Raw genomic sequence first — 19047 nt, forward strand, 5'->3', positions numbered from 1 at the left:
CTTAGGAGGCCTCACTAGTGGACCGGCGGATATTTGGGATAGAAACTGAGTTTGGTGTGACATATTCTGCGCCCGGCTCACGTCCATTGTCCCCGGAGGAAGTTGCCAGGTATCTCTTCCGTAAAGTGGTGAGCTGGGGACGCTCCTCCAACGTTTTCTTACCCAATGGCTCACGCCTGTACTTAGATGTAGGTTCGCACCCCGAATATGCCACTGCCGAATGCGACAGTATCGGTTCACTCATTGCCCATGACAGGGCAGGGGAGACGATCCTGCACGAACTCGTTCAAGAGGCGCAGGATCGGCTGGAAACCGAAGGCTACCCGGGACAAATCTTCCTTTTCAAGAACAACGTGGATTCAGCGGGCAACTCCTACGGCAGCCACGAGAACTACTTGATCCCTCGCAGGGGCGAATTTAATCGTCTGGCAGACATCCTCATACCCTTCCTTGTTACCCGTCAGCTACTGTCCGGGGCCGGGAAGGTCCTTCCCGCGCAGCAGGGCGGAAAGTACGCTTTCTCCCAACGAGCAGACCATATCTGGGAGGGCCTTTCATCCGCCACGACCCGTTCTCGCCCCATCATTAATACCCGCGACGAGCCCCACGCCGATGCTGAGCTGTACCGCCGTTTGCACGTCATTGTGGGGGACTCAAACATGTCTGAAACCACCACGATGCTCAAAGTGGGCAGCGTGGACTTAATTCTGCGCATGATTGAGGCCGGAACGATCATGAGTGACATGCGTTTGGAAAACCCCATCCGCAGCATCCGTGAAATCTCCCACGACATCACAGGCAAGCACCCTGTGAAGATGGCTGACGGTCGTACTCTGACAGCCATAGAAATTCAGCGGCATTATCTTGAGAAGGTCAGTAGCTTTGTCCGCTCGAACGGGGCTCATCACGAGCTGGTGCCACGCATTCTGGATTTGTGGGAACGTACGCTGGATGCCGTTGAAGCCGAAAACTATTCAAGTATCGACACGGAAATTGATTGGGCCATCAAGGCCAAACTGCTGGGGGCTTACGCTGAGCGGCACCAGGTAAAATGGGGGTCACCAGAAGTTGGCCAGCTGGATTTGCGCTATCACGATATTTCGCCCGAGCGTGGACTGTTCAACAAGCTTCAGAGGCGTGGCGCAGCGGCAACTGTGAGTACGGCTGCCCAGATTGCCATAGCTACACAGACGCCACCAACAACCACTCGCGCCCATTTGCGCGGAAAATTTGTCACAGCAGCACGCGATGCCGGCCGCGACTACACGGTTGATTGGGTGCACTTGAAGCTCAATGATCGGTCCCATCAAACGATCCTCTGCAAGGATCCGTTTAAGAGCCAGGATAAAAGAGTGGATGCGATGATCGCTTCTCTGCGGGGCGGGCATTGACAGGCAGCACCACCCTTGGCGCCGGTTGAGCACGTAAAATAGACACCAGAGTTCTTCTTTCACATCTACATTCAACTCAACAAGCAGGTTCCGTCCAGCTTTAGCCACTAGGCTGATGGCTGTTCATGGCCCCCAAGTGTTCACTACGCTCCGTTTGTTCCCATAATCCTTTTCCCAACTTCGAAAGTGTGCCTGTGCGCCGATTTCTTGCCCTGCTTCTTCCTCTGCTGCTCTTAACGACAGCATGTTCACCCGGATCCTCCGATCCTGCTTCCTCGAATGCCCCAAGCGTCTCCATTCCACCAGCCAACGCCGAGGCCCTGGCATCGGTGAAAGTTCAGGATCAAGGTAAAGGCAAAGCGCCCAAAGTCACTTTTGACACACCCTTGAGCGTTCAATCCGAATCAATCCGGGTTGTCAACGAGGGCAAAGGCGAGCCTGTCAAGGCTGGTCAAGCTGTGACCCTTCAGGCTATCGAGCTCAATGCTAAAGATGGGAAAGCCACCGCAGACAGCTTCAGCGAACCAGCGGGTCAGCGCCTTGTCTTTGACGACACATTCAAAGCACAAAACGCCGTGGTATATGACACTTTCGTTGGCGCCAAGGTCGGCTCATACGTGGCATACGCCAACCCCCAGGCCACAGCCGCACAGAGCGGCACGGAAGCGCCCGCACAGCCCACAGTCCTGACAGTGTTCCTGATTGAGGCTGCCAGTGACGTTGCCAAGCCGCTGAGCAAGCCAGAAGGTGAGAGCGTCACCCCGCCCGCCGGCCTACCAACGGTGAAGGACAATGACAAAGGTGTTCCGGAGATCAGCATCGGAGACGCCAAGGCTCCCACGGAACTTGTTGCACAGGATCTGATCATTGGTAAGGGTCCCGCGTTAAAGGCCACCGACACGCTTGTCGCCAACTATGTAGGTGTGAACTTCGTGGGTGGGGAAGTCTTCGACTCCAGCTTTGGCAAGGGCGAACCTGCCACCTTTGGATTGAACCAAGTCATCAAGGGTTGGACTCAGGGCTTAACGGGTAAAACTGTAGGCTCACGAGTACTGCTCGTAATCCCCAAGGACATGGCTTACGGCGACGGCGGCCAGGGTAAGGCCAAGGGCGATCTTGTCTTTGTTGTTGATATCCTTGGTGTCCAGTAACTAGAAATATCTTCCACAACGAGGAGCATCATGTCTTTTGGAACCCTTAACTTTGACCGCAGCAAGCCCGAAATCGATTTCCCGGAACACGGTGCCCCCACCGAACTGGTCATTGAAGAGCTAATCGAGGGCGAAGGCCCAGCAGTCGTTGCAGGAAATACAATTTCGGCCCATTATGTTGGAGTTGCTTTCTCCACTGGTGAGGAATTTGATTCTTCCTGGAACCGGGGCACCCCTCTTGAGTTCAAGGCCGGCATCGGTCAGGTTATTCAGGGCTGGGACCAGGGTCTGCTCGGCATGAAAGTTGGCGGACGCCGTCGACTGGAAATTCCCTCCGAATTAGCCTACGGATCACGTGGCGCGGCCGGAGCGATCGCTCCTAACGAAGCGTTGATCTTTGTCGTTGACCTGATGGGCGTGCGGTAAGGCCCACTCTCACAAGCGGCCCACTCCGGCATCGCCGGTGAGATCCACAAAAATATCAAACAATCTGGTCGCCAAGGTATTTCTTGGCGACCAGATTGTTTCCCTTTAACCTCCGCGATCTATTCCTTCAAATAATCTGCCATTTCCTGGCCGGGCCCGCTCGTTGGCGATAAGTTGGCGAACCGGCTAGTACTGTGGGCCATGTGTCCATAAAAATTGATGCCACTGAACGGCTATTAAACTTGGTGATTGCCCTGCTGGGGACCCGCCGCGGCTACAGCAAGAGCTACCTGCGTGAAAATATTAACGGGTACGTGGATTCTTCCTCCAGCGCCGAAGAGCGGGCCAGAGCTAATGCCTCTTTTGAACGAATGTTTGAGCGAGACAAGAAGATTTTATTGGACTTGGGCATCCCGATCAGGCAATCAGAAGTCCAAGGCAATGACACCTACGATCAAGTGCTGTACCGGATCAATCCAGATGAGTACCGTGTCCCGGCAGTACGTCTGGATGAATCGGCCATGACACTGCTCTCGATTGCCGCGAACCTGTGGGCTGAAGCCTCCCTTGGGGCCGCAGCGCAATCTGCACTGCGCAAAATCGCTACGCGCGCTGGGACAAGCTGGTATGAGGATCAGAGAACCTCTCAGTCGCGTATTCGAACTGCAGAGCCGTCCTTTGAACCCCTGTGGGCCGCGTTGCGCAATCACCATCCTGTGACCTTTAGCTATCGCCGCACGGGGGCCACGGAGAGCGCCAACCGCACAGTCCAACCGTTGGGTTTGGGCAATAAGTATGGGCAGTGGTATCTGGCTGCGTTCGATGTTCAGAAGTCCCAAGAGCGTAATTTTCGGCTGTCACGGATCACCTCCGACGTTGAAGTTCATATCCAAGAAAACTTCGAGAGTCCCCACAATTTTTCTATTTCCAATGTGCTTGCACGGCTGGGCACAGGCACCACCCACACGGCAGAGGTAGCCGTCCCGGTTGGGTCAGCCAACTGGTTACGTAGCCGGGCTGGTACTGAAATTATCTCAGATTCGCCATGGGCGAAGGACGGCTGGGATGTTCTACACATCAGCTTCCGTGAACCTGAGCTAATGGCCGACGACGTCGCGGCCATGGGTGCGCAGGGTCTGGTTTTGGCCCCTCCTGAGTTTCGCGAGGCAGTTGCTCGCAGGTTGCAAGGAGCCGCCAAAGCAGCGGCTGTGACCCCCATGCGTCTGGATGCAAAAGCAGTCCTGGCCTCGTCTCCTGCCAAGAAGAAGGACTCCCGGGACAGGCTAATACGGCTTTTGTCCATGGTTCCTTACCTGGTAGCCAATCCGGGCGTGACCGAAGCCGAGGTGCTCACCGAATTTGGCATCAGCGCCCGCGACTGGTCTAAGGATCAAGACACACTAAACGTCACTGGATTACCAGGTTACTTCCACGGCGATCTGATGGATGTAAGCACTGAGACCGGGCAAGTATTCATCAGAGATGCTGAAACACTCTCAGCCCCCCTGCGGCTAACTCAAGAGGAAGCCTGCTCTGTGCTTGTTGGTCTGCAAGCCCTCACTGCCATCGCTAACACGGGAGAAGAACAAGCACTGAAACGGGCCATAGATTCAGTGAGTGCTGTTGCTGGCCCGGATGCCTGGCTGGCTAATGTTGTAGGCCTTCACCTGGTCTCCGGCACGGAAATCGAAACCATCGCAACATTGCAAAGAGCGATCGATAACTCCCGCGCCTGCACCATCTCTTACTTGGTGCGCACCCGAGATGAGGTGAGTAAACGCGTTATTGAACCTCGCCGGCTATTCTCTATGGACTCTCTCTGGTATGTGCGCGCCTGGTGCCGACAAGCACAGGAACTACGCAGCTTCCGGGTTGATCACATCAAGGAGCTGGTAGAGGGCGATGCACAGGAACATGCCGTCGGCGATACCGTGAGCTGGGACTCCAGTAACGGTATTTATCATCCAAACAGCAACGACATCGCAATAGATTTACTCACCGATGTTGCCACCGCCCAACGTCTGAGCCCAGCGTACAACGCCACAATCTATGCAGTAAGCACGGCTGGCGGACCCGGCGAGGACACGGATGAGGTCTCCGATCTGGTCGGTCTGCGGCTGTTAGTGGGTGACACTGCCATGCTTGCCCCGCTCATGGCTCGGCTCGGGGGACACGCCAGAGTTGCGGCTCCGGAGACTGTTCGGCTTGCTGCGGCGGCATGGTTGGCTGGCGCAGCTGCAAACTATGACGCTGTGGGCGAAAACACTCCGGCACCTCCCAGCCAGGGCAGATAGACTCACAGGATGCTCTGGTGGTCTTGGATTCTTATTTGGTTGGCGCTTGTAGCGCTCTCACTGCTCTTTATCGCCTTTTTGGGCTTTAAACTGTGGCGTGGAGCCACCTCCACGGTCCGCACTTTTAGCGAAGTCTCGGCCGAGCGGGCTGCCTATTGGGATTCAAGTATAGAAAAAGCCACGATTGCTCAGGTCATCGAGCCACGAAGCGTTGTGCCAGGTAGTGCTGTTTTTGCCTCACCTGAAAAAATGAAGGATGATTACCTAGCTACCAAAGAAGAACGGCGTTTTCTCCGACTTCAAAGGCGCGTCGCCCGCAGGAAAGAACGCGGACAGCTCCAATCCTTGCGCGACATCGAAGCAATACAAGACGTAGGATGAACCAAAAGGAAAGGCTTTACCGTGGGAAGACTTTTTGAGAGCCCCTGGGCTATCACCATCATCATCATTGTTGTCCTCTTGCTCTTCGCAGCCCCAAAACTGCCGGGCATGGCCCGTAGTCTGGGCCAGTCCATGCGGATCATCAAATCTGAGGTCAAGGAGATGAAGAACGACGGCAAGGAAGATGCCTCCACCCCGTCAGCTCCACCCGCCGCATCTACAGCCCCCCATGCATCGAGTGCTCCCTCAGCACCCGAGGCACCCTTCGAGGGCAAGATTGTCAATAACCCCACGCAGGGAAATACACAGGGCGAGGGCACCGGAACCGGTACCGGCGCTCAGTCATAGAAACGATTGCGGAACCGGTGGGTGCCAAAAAAGGTCGTAAAGCGAATCCCGAAGGACGGATGCCGCTCAAAGCGCACCTAATTGAAGCCAGAAATAGGCTCTTTAAGAGCGCCTTGGCTATGCTGCCAGGAGTTGTTCTTGGCTGGATTATCTATGATCCGCTCCTGTTTGCTCTGACGCAGCCTTTGCGTGATATCAGCCATGAACGGAACATCGTTGCAACCCTGAACTTTCAGGGTGTTACGACGTCCTTTGACTTGAAGATCCAGATTTCCCTTATTCTTGGGCTGATCATCGCCTCACCCGTATGGATATACCAGCTGTGGGCTTTCATTACCCCCGGGCTTACTAAGAAAGAACGCCGCTACACCCTTTCTTATATGTTGGCCTCGGTGCCACTTTTCCTTGCTGGGATTTATGCTGGTTGGCTTATTTGGCCAAATATTGTGAAGGCCCTCACGTCTTTCACACCAGCAGGCAGTGAAAGCGCAAATATCATTACGGCGCTTGAGTACCTGCATTTCGCTATGCAACTCATGCTGTTTATGGGCGTGGCCTTCCTGGTACCTGTTCTACTTTTTGCGCTCAACGCTATTGGCTTGGTCCGCGGCCGGACCTACTTGAAGGCTTGGCGCTTCACCATTCTGGGCGTAACCATCGTCTCGGCGATGGCAGCCCCGGGGTCGGACGTCATGAGCATGTTTTTCCTGGGTGCCCCGCTGTTGATACTATATTTCGGTGCCATTGGTTTGTGCATACTCAACGACAAGCGACGTGATAGACGCGACGCTAAAAAGGCCAAGGAGTCCGAAGGCAACGCGGATCTGCCCACACCCTCGAAGGACTTGGAGATCCTTTAAGCTGACGTAGGCTAGTACTATGCCAAGCTCAGAAATGCCCAGTCCTTCCGAACGCTTTCTGGCAGCCAAGCTGCGAGTTCAGGACCAAGGAACAGATTTCGGAGACTTTAAGGCAGGGCTGGACTTTGACTTAGACGTTTTTCAAGACACCGCGTGCCGGGCCGTCCAGGCTGGCCGCGGTGTTTTGGTTGCCGCACCCACAGGTGCCGGCAAGACGATCGTGGGTGAGTTTGCAGTTCATCTGGCACTCACCCGGGGAAACAAGGCATTTTATACAACCCCCATCAAGGCACTGAGCAACCAAAAATTCCAGGAGCTGGCAGCCAAGTACGGTGCTGACAACGTGGGCCTGCTAACGGGGGACACCAGCGTGAACTCCGAAGCTCCGGTGGTGGTTATGACCACCGAGGTACTGCGCAACATGTTGTACGCCGATTCCCACACTTTGACGGGGCTTTCCTATGTAGTGATGGATGAAGTTCACTACCTAGCAGACCGCTTCAGGGGGGCTGTATGGGAGGAAGTAATCATCCACCTGCCAAGTGAAGTGTCCGTCATCTCCCTGAGCGCCACTGTTTCCAACGCAGAAGAGTTTGGTGCCTGGCTTGGCACCGTGCGTGGAGACACGGCAGTGGTCGTCTCAGAACACCGCCCTGTGCCTCTCTGGCAACACGTGATGGTCCGACGCGACTTGGTTGACTTGTTCGCGGAGAACATACCCTTTGATCAGATCGCGGTGGAAACCACCAGCACCAGCGGTGCCAAAACTCCCAAGATCAACTCTGAGCTGCTAAAACTTGCACGCTCGGAATCTGTCAGCACAGGTAAGGGCAACAGCCACGGCCGTCGAGGCTCGGGGGGCTCTCGCGGGCGCGGACAACACAATGACGGGCAAAGTTGGGCCAAACCGGCATCGCGTCCACAAGTGATACGTGCCCTGGAGAGCCAAGATCTACTCCCGGCCATTACTTTTATTTTTTCTCGGGCCGCTTGCGACGCCGCCGTGCAACAATGCGCAGCAGCTGGATTGTGGCTGACAACTGAGACAGAGCGAAACGAAATTGCCCGGCGCGTGGACTCGGCCTGCGCCGAACTTCCGGATGCAGACAAAGATGTTTTAGGCTTTTGGGGTTGGCGCGACGGCCTACTGCGCGGTCTCGCTGCGCACCACGCGGGCATGCTGCCCAGTTTCAAAGAAGTTGTTGAGGACCTGTTTGCAGATGGTCTTGTGCGAGCTGTCTTCGCCACGGAAACCTTGGCACTGGGCATTAATATGCCAGCCCGGACGGTTGTTCTGGAAAAGCTGGAAAAATACAATGGCGAAGCCCATGTGGCCATCACTGCGGGGGAGTACACCCAGCTAACGGGCCGGGCCGGACGTCGAGGCATCGATATTGAAGGTCACGCTGTTGTGCTGTGGCAACCCGGCACTGACCCGGCAGCTGTGGGCGGTTTAGCCTCAAAACGCACCTACCCATTGAACTCAAGCTTCCGTCCCACGTACAACATGAGCATTAACCTCGTTGCGCAGTTTGGTCGCGCTCGAACACGCCAGATCTTAGAGTCCTCATTTGCTCAGTTTCAAGCCGATCGTTCCGTGGTTGATTTGGCCCGTCAAGTCCGCTCGCGTGAAGAGTCTCTGGCTGGCTACGAAAAGTCCATGAGCTGCCATCTGGGTGACTTTACCGAGTATGCCAAATTGCGCCGTGAACTCTCCGATCACGAATCTGGGGCCTCGAAATCGAAAGCCAAGCAGCGCCGTGAGGCCATCGTGGAATCTGTGGCCAATCTGCGCGCCGGAGACGTGATTATGATTCCCGTTGGGCGCAACGCAGGTTACGCGGTCGTACTTGATGCTGATGCCAACTCTCGTGCTCCACGGCCCGGCATACTTGGTGTGGACAAGGAGTACCGTCGGCTGAGCCTGCATGAGCTCAACGCCCCGCTTGAGGCGCTCGCCCAAGTGCGGATCGCAAAGGGATTCAATGCCAGGGTTCCCAAGGACAAAAGGAATCTACTGGCCGCTGTTCAGGCCCGCTTGGCGGATACGTCCGGACAACGCCCACACCGCTCGGCAGAATTTGCGCACCGAGATCAGGACCTGGTTGGTGTTGAGAATGAGGGCATTGCAACACTGCGAAGGGCGTTGCGCGCTCACCCTTGCCATGCCTGTAGCGATAGGGAAGACCATGCCCGATGGTCTGAGCGATGGTGGAAACTGCGCAAAGAAACGGATGGGATCATCCGGGCCATCCAGGCACGAACGAACACTATTGCCCGCACTTTTGACAGGGTCATTGATCTGCTCTCCGGCTATGGCTTTGTGGTTGCCGATGCTGGTGGGAATCTGCAACCAAGCCGGGATGGTCAACGCCTACGCCGGGTCTACGGAGAGAAGGATCTTTTGATTGCGCTGGCGCTACGCCAGGGATCGTTTGAGGACCTGGACGCGCCTGAGTTGGCCGCCTTTGTCACCACCTTGGTTTACCAATCCAAGCGCGACGCCGAGGGAGCCCGGCCCAGGATGCCCAGCGTCAGTATGGAGCAAGCCGTTGAAGACGTCATTGTGCTGTGGGCAGGGCTCCAGGACGCCGAGGAATCGCACAGGCTTCCCTTGACAAGCGAACCCGAACTGGGACTGCTCTGGCCCATGTACAAGTGGGCGAAGGGCCGCAGCCTCCACGAAGCACTTCAAGGCACCGACCTCGCCGCCGGAGACTTTGTGCGCTGGTGCAAACAGGTCATTGACCTACTGGGGCAACTCTCACAAGTCACCTCGATGCCTCCAGGCTTCGCATCCGTATGCCGCTCCGCCATGGATCTTGTGCGCCGAGGAGTAGTGGCGTACACCACTGTGGTGGAATAACAGCTTTTGTCGGTGCCGACCAATCATATTTTCTCTTGTTTCTTTGAAAGGACAGCTTTCTCATGTCATTAACTTTGTATCGAAACGGCTCTGTTTACAGTGCTGCGGACCCTTTCGCCACGGCCATGTTAGTGGACGGAGATACGGTGGCTTGGGTTGGCTCCGAGCATGCGGCAACGTCACTGCTTGATACCCGTATGCGGGAAGTTAATCTTCGTGGAGCACTGGTAGCTCCGGGCTTTGTTGACTCCCATGTTCACATTACCGAGACCGGTCTTTCACTTGGCTCTGTGTCACTCACGGGGGCACGTTCAGCGCAGGAGCTTCTAGACCTGGTTGCGGGCGCCGCTGCGCAGAGTACCGGATTGCTGCTTGGTCATGGCTGGGACAACTCCTTGTGGGCAGTGCCTGAGCTTCCCACAGCAGCTCAGCTGGAACGGGCCGCCGGTGGGCGTGAACTTTACCTGGCACGAGTCGACGTTCACTCAGGCCTGGTTTCTGCGGCGTTGGCACGACGTTGTGATCTTGCAAGCATGCCTGGCTGGGACGGGGAAGGACTTGTTAGTGGACGTGCCCATGCCACGGCTAGGGATGCTGCACGCGCGCTTACTCCCGAACAGCTCGTGCACGTCCAACAACGTGCCCTCCAACACGCGGCCCGGAATGGCTATGTAGCGTTGGCTGAGATGAGCGCCCCCCACGTGGGGTCGATCCAGGATTTGGCATCTCTGATGGCGTTGACACAACCTTCCACATCTCAGAACTCCGGTGCCACAGCGGCACCGAGCGTTTACTCCGGAGGTAGTGTCTCTTCGAGCACTAGTGGCCAGTACTTCCCGCAGGTGTTGCCCTACTGGGGCCAGCTGGTTTCAAGTGTGGATCAGGCTCGTGCTGTTCTGGCTGAGTTATCCGGGCTGGGCGTGGATGTTCTTGGACTGGCAGGGGACATCAACGTCGATGGCTCCCTCGGATCCAGATCAGCACTTCTGCGAAACCCATACACCGACGCGCCCGGAACCACTGGCGTAGCACACCTCACAGTTGATCAGGTTGGAAGCCATTTCGCAGCCGCCTCAGAGCTTGGTCTCAGCGCCGGATTCCATGTCATTGGAGAGGGCGCCATGGACATTGTGGTGGCCGGTCTAAAACAAGCGAGCCAAGAAGTAGGCCTCGATAAGATTCGGGCGGCCGGGCACCGGCTCGAACACGCCGAAATGGTTGATGAGGCTGCCATGGCAGCCTTGGCCAGACATGCTGTTGGGGTATCGGTACAGCCGGCTTTTGACGCTCTCTGGGGTGGTATCGATGGCATGTACGCACGGCGTTTGGGCACAGCTCGAGCGAGAGAGCTCAACCCATTGGCCCGTTTCTACAGTGCAGGTGTGCCCGTGTTCTTCGGCTCCGATTCACCAGTGACTGCATTGAGCCCTTGGGCTAGCGTCCGTGCGGCGCTTAACCACCACGAACCCAGTTCTCGAATCTCTGCACGGGCCGCATTCATAGGTCATACTCGTGCCGGTTGGCGCGCCGCCAAGTCCACGAACCCCTTGCAGGGACAATTAGTGCCAGGTGCTCCCGCGAGCTTCGCCGTGTGGGATGTGGAGGAGCTGATGGTGCAGGTTGCCGATGAAAGAGTTCAATCGTGGTCCACCGATCCACGCGCCCGAACCCCGCTGCTTCCCGCCCTTGATAGCAAAACTGATCCTCGCTGCCTGCAAACGGTGCACATGGGCCGTGAACTCTACGTCAACGAAGACTTGGACTCCGGGGCTGAGCTGGCTTAATTCCACGCAAAAAACGACCTGGAGGGGTCTATCTTCCTTGACCAATCCCGCGCCTGACCTGCATCGATGCACATCGGTGCAGGTCAGCACCGTGTTGACACCAAGCGCACAGGCAATTAGTTTTAGGGGAGCGGAGAACCTCCTATGAGGAGGGACCCGGTCGGAGCGGGAAACCGTCCTACCGACACTAGGGAGATAGGTCTGCGCGCCACTAGAAAACAATTCGGCCTTAGCCTGTTAAGCATTTTGTTTGTACATTTTTGTCAACATTTTACTTTGGGCTGAGTCCTCTTTGGTCCGAAGGCGTGCAGACTTATCTTCTCGTCTTGTCACCGGCGTATACGCCCGGTCTGCAAGCATTGTGAACCACTAACGGTTGGGTCCTCACATATACTGGTGATTCGGCATTGCCTGTCCCATCCGCTGTGAGTAGGATCCTCCTTCTGGCTTCGGCGGAAACAGTGCACGGCCTCCCACCAATTTTTCTCCACTGAAAGGCACCAATTGTTGCGTGTCCTGACGATTATCCCCACGTACAACGAGATCGAATCACTGCCCAAAACTCTCACTCGTCTCCGTGCGGCCGTGCCTCACTCTGACGTACTCATCGCCGATGACAATAGCCCTGACGGTACCGGTAACTGGGCCCAAGAATTTGCCGCCACCGATGACCAAGTCCACGTTCTACACCGCGCCGGTAAAGAAGGTTTGGGGGCGGCGTACCTTGCCGGTTTCGCATGGGGTCTGGATGCGGGATATGACGTCCTAGTTGAGATGGACGCAGATGGCTCACACCAGCCAGAACAACTGCCATTGCTTCTTGACGCGATTGACCAGGGTGCGGACCTGGTATTGGGTTCTCGTTGGGTTCCAGGGGGCAAAGTGGTCAACTGGCCGCTGCACCGCAAACTCATTTCCACCTGTGGCAGCCTCTATTCACGCGTTTTGCTTGGCATCCCCATCCGCGATGTGACAGGTGGCTACCGGGCCTTTCGCCGCAGCACCTTGGAAGCCCTTGATTTGGACTCTGTGGAATCAGTGGGCTACGGCTTCCAGGTGGACATGCTGTGGCGCGTCTGCCAGCAGGGACTCAAAGTTGTTGAGGTGCCCATCACCTTCGTGGAGCGCGAGTTTGGCGCATCCAAGATGAGCGGGAATATTGTTCAAGAAGCCATGCTCAACGTCACCAAGTGGGGCCTAAGCGCACGGTGGCGCAAGCTAACCGGCAAGTCAAAATAGCCATAACTGCCGCAATGAAAAGCCAGGCTTGACTACAAATACGTGAGTATGAAGAAAAGGTGGGCCACCCGATCGGGTGGCCCACCTTTTCTTCATACTCACGTTAATGGCTGCCTTCGAAACAACGGAGCCAACGCATCCAACTAAACCTTTTCGCCGCGCTTTTCCCGCAGAAAGGTCAAACGATCAGCCAGAATGGTTTCCAGCTCCGGTAGGCTACGGCGTTCCAAAAGCATGTCCCAGTGGGTGCGGATCGGTTTGTCATTGGAAGTATCCGGGGCCTCCCCATTCACAAGGAGAGCTTCCTTGCCGGTCTTGGACATCCATGTCGCTGGGATATCGGCTTCGGATGAGAAAGTGACAAACACCTGCTCACCGTCGGGGCAACGGTATTCTACGCGCTGGCGGGGGGCCGGCTCCACACCGGATTCCGTCTCCATGCTCTGTGCGCCCAAGCGCATGCCACGCAGGCTGCGATCGCTCATGACTTCTCCCTCAAGTTGTGCCATGCTCCAAGACGTTCATGGAGCACGAGTGTAAGGCCCTGATTTTTCCCGGCTCCCGATTTTCTGGGCTTCCGTTGTTCTTCAAGACTTTGACGACATTAATATCAACGCATCACCGCATGCAATTGTTCCTGCATGGCTTGGATGTGAAAAATGCGGCCGGGCAAAACGCCACGCGGCCAAGCACCCATTATACGTGCTTGGCCACCCTCATCATGCCGTTGCTGTTCCAGGAGTGGTGTGGGCTACGCTTCCGAGCTCATGGCGGGCTCACCGGCATCGTCACTGTCAGGGGTTGTTGTCCCCAGAACATTCCCGATCCCCTTCAATGCCTCGCCTACTTCGCTGGGGATGATCCACAGTTTGTTTGAGGTACCGGAGGCAATCTTGGGCAGCGTCTGCAGGTACTGGTAGGCCAATAGCTTCTGCGTGGGATTGCCCTTGTGGATGGCACTGAAGACCTTCTGAATAGCCTGCGATTCACCATCTGCACGCAAAATCGCCGCCTTGGCATCACCCTCAGCCTTCAAGATGGAGGACTGGCGTTCACCTTCTGCGGTTAAAATAGCTGACTGCTTAGTTCCTTCAGCTGTCAAAATAGCCGCACGGCGATCACGCTCAGCACGCATCTGCTTTTCCATGGAGTCCTGAATGGACAAGGGCGGGTCAATGGCCTTGAGCTCTACCCGACTGACTCGGATGCCCCAGCGGCCTGTGGCCTCATCGAGGACACCACGCAGCTGGCCATTGATCTGATCACGGGAGGTCAGAGCCTCCTCCAGGTTCAGTCCACCCACAACGTTACGCAAGGTGGTAGTTGTCAGCTGTTCAACTGCCTGAATGTAGTTCGCGATCTCATAGGTCGCTGCCCTAGGATCTGTGACCTGAAAATAAACAACGGTGTCAATGGAGACCACAAGGTTATCTTCGGTGATCACTGGTTGCGGCGGGAACGAGACAACCTGCTCGCGCAAATCCAGCAGGGGCAGCAGGCGATCCACAAACGGAATCAGCACTGTCAGACCTGGGTTGAGTGTGCGCTGGTATTTACCCAGCCGTTCGACAACACCCGCACGTGCCTGCGGAACGATGCGCACGGAACGAACAAGGACAATAACTACGAATATCAGTAGGACTAAAACAACAAATAGCCACACAATGGTGCCTGCTCCGTCTCCCATGAAATCCCCTCTTCTCTATGTAAAGATCTTTGCATCTGTGCCAACATGGCCCGCGGGCGTGAACTCGCGGTCCGGCAGCTATGCCTAAGTTGTTGTTGTGGCTGTGTCGGGGAACTTGTGCGCCATTGGCTGGTTCACAATTGCAGTTGCTCCGTCAATGGCGGCTACTTCAACTGCTGAACCAACAGCAAATACACTGCCTTCGGTGATCCGGGCGCTCCAAATGTCTCCACCAATCTTCACCAACCCCCCGGTCAAACCAACCGTTTCCAGGACCACTGCCTTCTGGCCAATTAAGCGGTCAACGTTGGAAAGCTGGTCAGCGGGCCCGCGGTGAAGGTGGGCTAGCGCCAAGGGTCTGATCAGAACTGTTGTTGCAAGGGCAACTACGCAGAAAACCACTATCTGCAACCACAGTTCAGCGTGGAACAGGAAGGCCAGTAAGGCGGCTAATGCTCCCACTGACATCAAGATGAAGTACAGATTCAGCGTCAACATCTCAGCGACGGCCAACAGCAGGAAAACTGTCAGCCAGATTATCCAGCCAAAGTCATTAATCCATTCAAGCATTGAGTCCCCCTTAGAGACTTATTTCCGTATTTCCGAGCCTACTACGTGAGGCTGGGAAAAGACGGCTAAATGACCGCTTGAAGTGGCATTCGCAGCGGGTCAGATCCAACACGGTCGGCAATGCGCGCCAAAATTTGTACACCGTCACTGAGCTGTCCGTCGTTGTAACAAAACGGCAAACGCAAGTACCGCTCAAAGGCCCCATCGATCCCAAATCGAGGCCCCGGAACCAGACCGAGCCCTTCAGCCCGTGCGGCCAGCGCAAGAGCCGAGCTAGAGACGGTCTCGGTGTTGATCCACAGGTTCAATCCACCATCCGGGATCTGCACCTGCCACTGGGGTAGGTGTTCGCGAAGCAACGCGATAGCCATGTCCCGTCCACGTCTTAGATCCACGCTGCGGCTGGCTGTCATTGAGGGGAGGTCCGCAATGAGTGAGGTGGCCACCAGCTGCTCAACTAGAGGCGTACCCAAGTCTGTTGCGGGACGGTTGCGCAAAAATTGAGCCATCATCTCGCGCGGTCCACGGATCCAACCCACCCGAAGTCCACCCCATGCCAGTTTTCCTAGAGAACCCAAGGTGAGGGCAGTGGGGGAGAAGACAGCCATGGGCGGCATGGTTCCGCGGTCAATATCAAGCATCGCGGTGGTCTCATCAATGACTAAGGTAGTGCCCTCCCTTGCTGCTGCTGCGCCCAGATACTCACGTTCTTGAATGGACATGCTCATACCTGTGGGGTTATGAAAGTCGGGCATAAGGTAAGCCAAGCTGGGTGCTGCACGGCGAATCTGTAAAAGTGCCTCTTGCAAATCCCAGCCGCCCTGCTGGCGGACGGGAAAGGCTAGAACGCGGGCACCCACAGAAGCAAAGGTGTCGAGGGCATGCGGGTAGGTTGGCTGTTCTACCAGGATGCGCTCACCGGGGGAGTAGAGCGTACGCGTGACAAGGTTCAGCGCGTGCTGGGCTCCGATTGTGACAAGGATTTGATCGGCGGAAGTGGGCAATGACCGGTCGGTGTAACTCTGGGCGATAGTTTCGCGGAGCTGTGGCAGCCCGATCAGGTCAAAACCGTCATGGCCTAACCACGCAGGCAGTTGCTCAAGCGCGGCGGCATAAGCAGCCGGGATCCCGGGGTAGGCCGGTGCTGTGGCCCTGGTGAAGTCAAGAGGCAATCCTGCATGAACAGCATGCTCTCCGCGTTCTCGTCCAGGGAGCTGAAGAGTGCTCCCTGACCCCCTGACACTGTCAAGAAACCCGTCCTCACGAAGCTTGGAGTAGGCGGCAGCAACTGTGGTTCGGCTCAATTCCAGTGCTTGACTGAGTTCTCGCTCGGCAGGTAATTTTGCGCCGCTAGAGAGCCGGCCATCCATCAAAAGCACCCGAATTCGAGCGGCCAAAGCCTTGTAGGCTGGGGCATTGCTGCGCCATTCGCCAAGCTCCCTGACGAGGCGCCGTCCAGAGACAAAAGAGTTCATGATGCCAGATTAGATGAATTGGCACTGTTGCGTAAGTCCAATTTGACTAAACTGGGTTCATGGCCCTGTTCTTTACCTCCCAAAACCTTTCGCTCAGAGTGTTCCGGCTCTTTCTTGGCCTTGCACTCTACGGAGTTGCCATCTCCTTGATGATCAGAGGGAATATTGGGGCCTCACCCTGGGATGTATTTGCCCAAGGCCTGTCCCGAACCACGGCGATATCCTTTGGGTTATGCACCATCATCATTAGCGGGGTTGTCCTGCTGCTCTGGATCCCGCTAAAACAATGGCCAGGCTTTGGCACCATTGCCAACGCCGTCCTTGTTGGCGTCTTCGCTGATGTGGGTCTGGCCTGGATTCCACAAGCGCACCACCTGGGTCTGCAGATACTGTCCTTTAGCGGGGGCCTGTTCACGCTGGCCTTCGCCACAGCACTGTACATTGGTGCGGGCTTGGGTCCTGGTCCCCGCGATGGACTAATGACAGGGCTTGTCCGTGTCACCGGCAGGCCCGTTTGGCTGATCCGGACAGCCATTGAACTCTCCGTGGTGGTGGTTGGGTTCTTCCTTGGCGGAGTTGTTGGGGCAGGAACCGCAGCGTTCGCCCTAGGAGTGGGGCCGCTGACCCAACTAACATTGCGTTGGCTGCATGTGGATCTGCACGCGAAGCGTCCTGGTGCAATGCTGGATGTGAGCAGCGTGGAGCCCATCCGGCCTCTAACTCAGAACTAAGAATCAAGATAGGGACTCGCGATGCATCAGGGGATTACGGAACCTGTGCAAAAGTTGAGATGCGGAATGCTGCTGTGGCAGATGTCTGCGGTTGTGCGTTTTTTTCTGCGTGTCCCTGAGTCTGTACGGATAGATTCGAAAGACGCTTGCGCAATTCATCCGCGTCAAGATGATGCCCGGCCGGCCCCATGAGCGCCACGTTAACAACGTCGGGCGGATCCAGCAATAGCGGCACGCGCAATTCCTGACTATCAACCAGTACAAAATGTTCCGCCATGGCCTGGACCAAAGCCACTTCCTTATCATTCTGGATGGCCAACATCCCTGCATCCTGTGCAATTTCGGCCAAGTGCCCCGGGAGGGGAGTGATAACTATGACGGTTCCTCCCGGCTTGAGGATACGGGCGAATTCACGCACGTTGCGGGGCGCAAAGATGACAAGTACGACGTCGGCCGTGTCAGTTCCCAAGGGTAGCTCACGCCACAAGTCCCAGACAATGTTGGCTACCTGCGGATTGCGCCGAGCGGCTCTGCGTAGCGCAAACTTGGAGATATCAAGGCCCACTGCCGCCACGTTGGGCATTTCACCGAACTGTTCTTCAGTCTCGGTGTTTACCGATGCTAGGACCTGATGCAAGTACCAGCCTGTGCCGGTGCCAGCATCCACAATCACTGCCGGCTCGCTCTCACCTGCCGAAAGCTGTGCCTTGGATAGTTGTGCCCTGGAAAGCTGCTTGCTCACTTGCCTTGCCACCTCATTAGCCAGCGCACTGTAGTGCCCGGCATCAAGGAAGGCATCGCGGGCAGCCACCATGTCTGCTGTATCGGAAATGAACTTGGTCCCATGACCGGTCAGTAAGTTCACGTACCCTTGGCGGGCAATGTCGAAACTGTGGCCATCCGCGCAAACAAGAGCATTGGCTCCGGGTAGGGGATAAATGAATGACCTTCCGCAATGGGGGCACAACAAGGCATTGACGGCAACGATTTCCATGCTTCCAATCTTAGGTTGCCCCCGCACCCGGCCAACACCTCGGCGTCAGCCTAGAACCTTAGCCCGTCCCTAGCGGCCGCTATGTCTGGGTTAGCCCAGTGTTTGTTGTATTCGGCGTTACTGGCCAGCGAACGCGTGTGGGCCTTGTCTATATACAAGGTGCCGGCAAGATGGTCGCTCTCGTGTGCCACGATCCGTGCCTGCCACCCAGTGAACTGGCGCGTGTGCGCGCTGCCGTGTTCGTCGTCGTACGTCAATTCAACAGACTCAGCCCGATCAACCACCGCTTGCCAGCCGGACATCGATAGGCACCCTTCGTAGTGGGATATCAGCCCAGTCCCGATGGCAGTGTATTGGGGGTTCAGGATGGTGAAGAGTTCCAGCGGCTCTCGGTTGCGAGCTTCGGCGTTCTCAGCCGACACATCGTATTGGTCCTCAAGGACTGCCAGCTGCAGCGGGATGCCGATCTGCGGCGCGGCAAGACCCACCCCCGGGGCGGCACGCATTGACTCGGTCATGATCTCAATCAGCTGCGCGAGTTCCTTTGCGGTTAGCTGCCCCGTGAAGGGCAGCGACGGGGCCCGCAACACCGGGTGCCCAGCCTGCACAATCTGGGGAAGCTCACCGGCCTCGAGTACGGCTGCAACAGAAGCCTTGAGGTAGGCGTTGTTGAACAGTGCGTAGCCAGGATCAATGTAGCAAGGATCAATCATGTGTTGCCTCTATCGGTAGCAGGGTAAGAATTCAGTAGTGCTGGCCACCATTGTGCCAAGCAATGCGTGCGGCTGCAGGCGTTCCTCTGAGCCACCTTCCTGCAGCGGCCTCTGTTACCTCTTGCGGTCGGGGGCTA

17 protein-coding genes are annotated in these 19047 nt (G+C 56.4%); 11 read left to right on the forward strand and 6 right to left on the reverse strand.

The genetic code is table 11. The features are described from left to right. Positions 1-17: 17 nt before the first annotated feature. The 10 genes from pafA to QMG40_RS00920 all read left to right on the forward strand — a co-directional run bounded on the left by pafA (position 18) and on the right by QMG40_RS00920 (position 12740). Complete coding sequence (pafA, locus tag QMG40_RS00875) at positions 18-1391, forward strand: Pup--protein ligase (protein WP_283526941.1); 1374 nt, start codon at positions 18-20, stop codon at positions 1389-1391. Positions 1392-1585: 194 nt separating this feature from the next. Further along, entirely contained in the window at positions 1586-2542 is a 957-nt protein-coding gene (locus tag QMG40_RS00880) for an FKBP-type peptidyl-prolyl cis-trans isomerase (protein WP_283526943.1), read from the forward strand. A 30-nt stretch (positions 2543-2572) separates the two neighbouring features. Then, positions 2573-2968, forward strand: a complete 396-nt coding sequence (locus tag QMG40_RS00885; RefSeq protein WP_283526945.1) for an FKBP-type peptidyl-prolyl cis-trans isomerase — start codon at positions 2573-2575, stop codon at positions 2966-2968. Positions 2969-3171: 203 nt separating this feature from the next. Next, complete coding sequence (locus tag QMG40_RS00890) at positions 3172-5262, forward strand: helix-turn-helix transcriptional regulator (RefSeq protein WP_283526947.1); 2091 nt, start codon at positions 3172-3174, stop codon at positions 5260-5262. A gap of 9 nt (positions 5263-5271) precedes the next feature. Beyond that, the gene (locus QMG40_RS00895; RefSeq protein ID WP_283526950.1) at positions 5272-5643 is read left to right on the forward strand and encodes a hypothetical protein; all 372 of its coding nucleotides are present in this window, start codon (positions 5272-5274) and stop codon (positions 5641-5643) included. Positions 5644-5664: 21 nt separating this feature from the next. Next, positions 5665-5991: a Sec-independent protein translocase subunit TatA gene (gene tatA, locus QMG40_RS00900; RefSeq protein WP_283526952.1), complete on the forward strand. Its 327-nt coding sequence runs from the start codon at positions 5665-5667 to the stop codon at positions 5989-5991. A gap of 59 nt (positions 5992-6050) precedes the next feature. Then, entirely contained in the window at positions 6051-6851 is an 801-nt protein-coding gene (tatC, locus tag QMG40_RS00905; RefSeq protein WP_283526953.1) for a twin-arginine translocase subunit TatC, read from the forward strand. 19 nt (positions 6852-6870) lie between these two features. Further along, positions 6871-9717: a DEAD/DEAH box helicase gene (locus tag QMG40_RS00910; RefSeq protein ID WP_283526955.1), complete on the forward strand. Its 2847-nt coding sequence runs from the start codon at positions 6871-6873 to the stop codon at positions 9715-9717. Between the two features lie 62 nt (positions 9718-9779). Continuing rightward, complete coding sequence (locus QMG40_RS00915) at positions 9780-11501, forward strand: amidohydrolase (protein ID WP_283526957.1); 1722 nt, start codon at positions 9780-9782, stop codon at positions 11499-11501. Positions 11502-12008: 507 nt separating this feature from the next. Next, a complete protein-coding gene (locus QMG40_RS00920) occupies positions 12009-12740 on the forward strand; it encodes a polyprenol monophosphomannose synthase (protein WP_283526959.1) in 732 nt (243 codons plus the stop codon). 143 nt (positions 12741-12883) lie between these two features. On the opposite strand, the gene QMG40_RS00925 is transcribed toward QMG40_RS00920, so the two are convergent. From QMG40_RS00925 to yczR, 4 genes are all read right to left on the reverse strand, one after another. Then, positions 12884-13225: an RNA polymerase-binding protein RbpA gene (locus QMG40_RS00925; protein ID WP_283526961.1), complete on the reverse strand. Its 342-nt coding sequence runs from the start codon at positions 13223-13225 to the stop codon at positions 12884-12886. A 266-nt stretch (positions 13226-13491) separates the two neighbouring features. Then, positions 13492-14427 (reverse strand): SPFH domain-containing protein, encoded by a 936-nt coding sequence (locus tag QMG40_RS00930; RefSeq protein ID WP_283526963.1) that lies wholly within the window; start codon positions 14425-14427, stop codon positions 13492-13494. Between the two features lie 84 nt (positions 14428-14511). After that, the gene (locus QMG40_RS00935; protein WP_283526965.1) at positions 14512-14997 is read right to left on the reverse strand and encodes an NfeD family protein; all 486 of its coding nucleotides are present in this window, start codon (positions 14995-14997) and stop codon (positions 14512-14514) included. A gap of 65 nt (positions 14998-15062) precedes the next feature. Beyond that, positions 15063-16472: a MocR-like transcription factor YczR gene (yczR, locus tag QMG40_RS00940; protein ID WP_283526967.1), complete on the reverse strand. Its 1410-nt coding sequence runs from the start codon at positions 16470-16472 to the stop codon at positions 15063-15065. Between the two features lie 59 nt (positions 16473-16531). On the opposite strand from yczR, the gene yczE reads away from it, so the two are divergent. Next, on the forward strand, positions 16532-17203 hold the full coding sequence (gene yczE / locus QMG40_RS00945; RefSeq protein ID WP_283526969.1) for a membrane protein YczE: 672 nt from the start codon (positions 16532-16534) through the stop codon (positions 17201-17203). A 34-nt stretch (positions 17204-17237) separates the two neighbouring features. Here yczE and QMG40_RS00950 read toward each other — a convergent pair whose 3' ends face one another. Both QMG40_RS00950 and QMG40_RS00955 read right to left on the reverse strand, forming a co-directional pair. Continuing rightward, positions 17238-18197, reverse strand: a complete 960-nt coding sequence (locus QMG40_RS00950; protein ID WP_283526971.1) for a putative RNA methyltransferase — start codon at positions 18195-18197, stop codon at positions 17238-17240. A gap of 50 nt (positions 18198-18247) precedes the next feature. Further along, positions 18248-18910: a peptide deformylase gene (locus tag QMG40_RS00955; RefSeq protein ID WP_283526995.1), complete on the reverse strand. Its 663-nt coding sequence runs from the start codon at positions 18908-18910 to the stop codon at positions 18248-18250. Between the last annotated feature and the right edge of the window lie 137 nt (positions 18911-19047).

Source organism: Arthrobacter antibioticus (assembly GCF_030063205.1).
Taxonomy (GTDB): Bacteria; Actinomycetota; Actinomycetes; order Actinomycetales; family Micrococcaceae; genus Specibacter.

Bases quoted from the DNA above. Each gene is read 5' to 3' on its own strand.
- QMG40_RS00885 (WP_283526945.1), top strand. From the start codon at position 2,573: ATGTCTTTTGGAACCCTTAACTTTGACCGCAGCAAGCCCGAAATCGAT.
- QMG40_RS00895 (WP_283526950.1), top strand. From the start codon at position 5,272: ATGCTCTGGTGGTCTTGGATTCTTATTTGGTTGGCGCTTGTAGCGCTC.
- tatC (WP_283526953.1), top strand. From the start codon at position 6,051: ATGCCGCTCAAAGCGCACCTAATTGAAGCCAGAAATAGGCTCTTTAAG.
- QMG40_RS00910 (WP_283526955.1), top strand. From the start codon at position 6,871: ATGCCAAGCTCAGAAATGCCCAGTCCTTCCGAACGCTTTCTGGCAGCC.
- QMG40_RS00915 (WP_283526957.1), top strand. From the start codon at position 9,780: ATGTCATTAACTTTGTATCGAAACGGCTCTGTTTACAGTGCTGCGGAC.
- QMG40_RS00925 (WP_283526961.1), bottom strand. From the start codon at position 13,225: ATGAGCGATCGCAGCCTGCGTGGCATGCGCTTGGGCGCACAGAGCATG.
- QMG40_RS00930 (WP_283526963.1), bottom strand. From the start codon at position 14,427: ATGGGAGACGGAGCAGGCACCATTGTGTGGCTATTTGTTGTTTTAGTC.
- QMG40_RS00935 (WP_283526965.1), bottom strand. From the start codon at position 14,997: ATGCTTGAATGGATTAATGACTTTGGCTGGATAATCTGGCTGACAGTT.
- yczR (WP_283526967.1), bottom strand. From the start codon at position 16,472: ATGAACTCTTTTGTCTCTGGACGGCGCCTCGTCAGGGAGCTTGGCGAA.
- yczE (WP_283526969.1), top strand. From the start codon at position 16,532: ATGGCCCTGTTCTTTACCTCCCAAAACCTTTCGCTCAGAGTGTTCCGG.
- QMG40_RS00950 (WP_283526971.1), bottom strand. From the start codon at position 18,197: ATGGAAATCGTTGCCGTCAATGCCTTGTTGTGCCCCCATTGCGGAAGG.
- QMG40_RS00955 (WP_283526995.1), bottom strand. From the start codon at position 18,910: ATGATTGATCCTTGCTACATTGATCCTGGCTACGCACTGTTCAACAAC.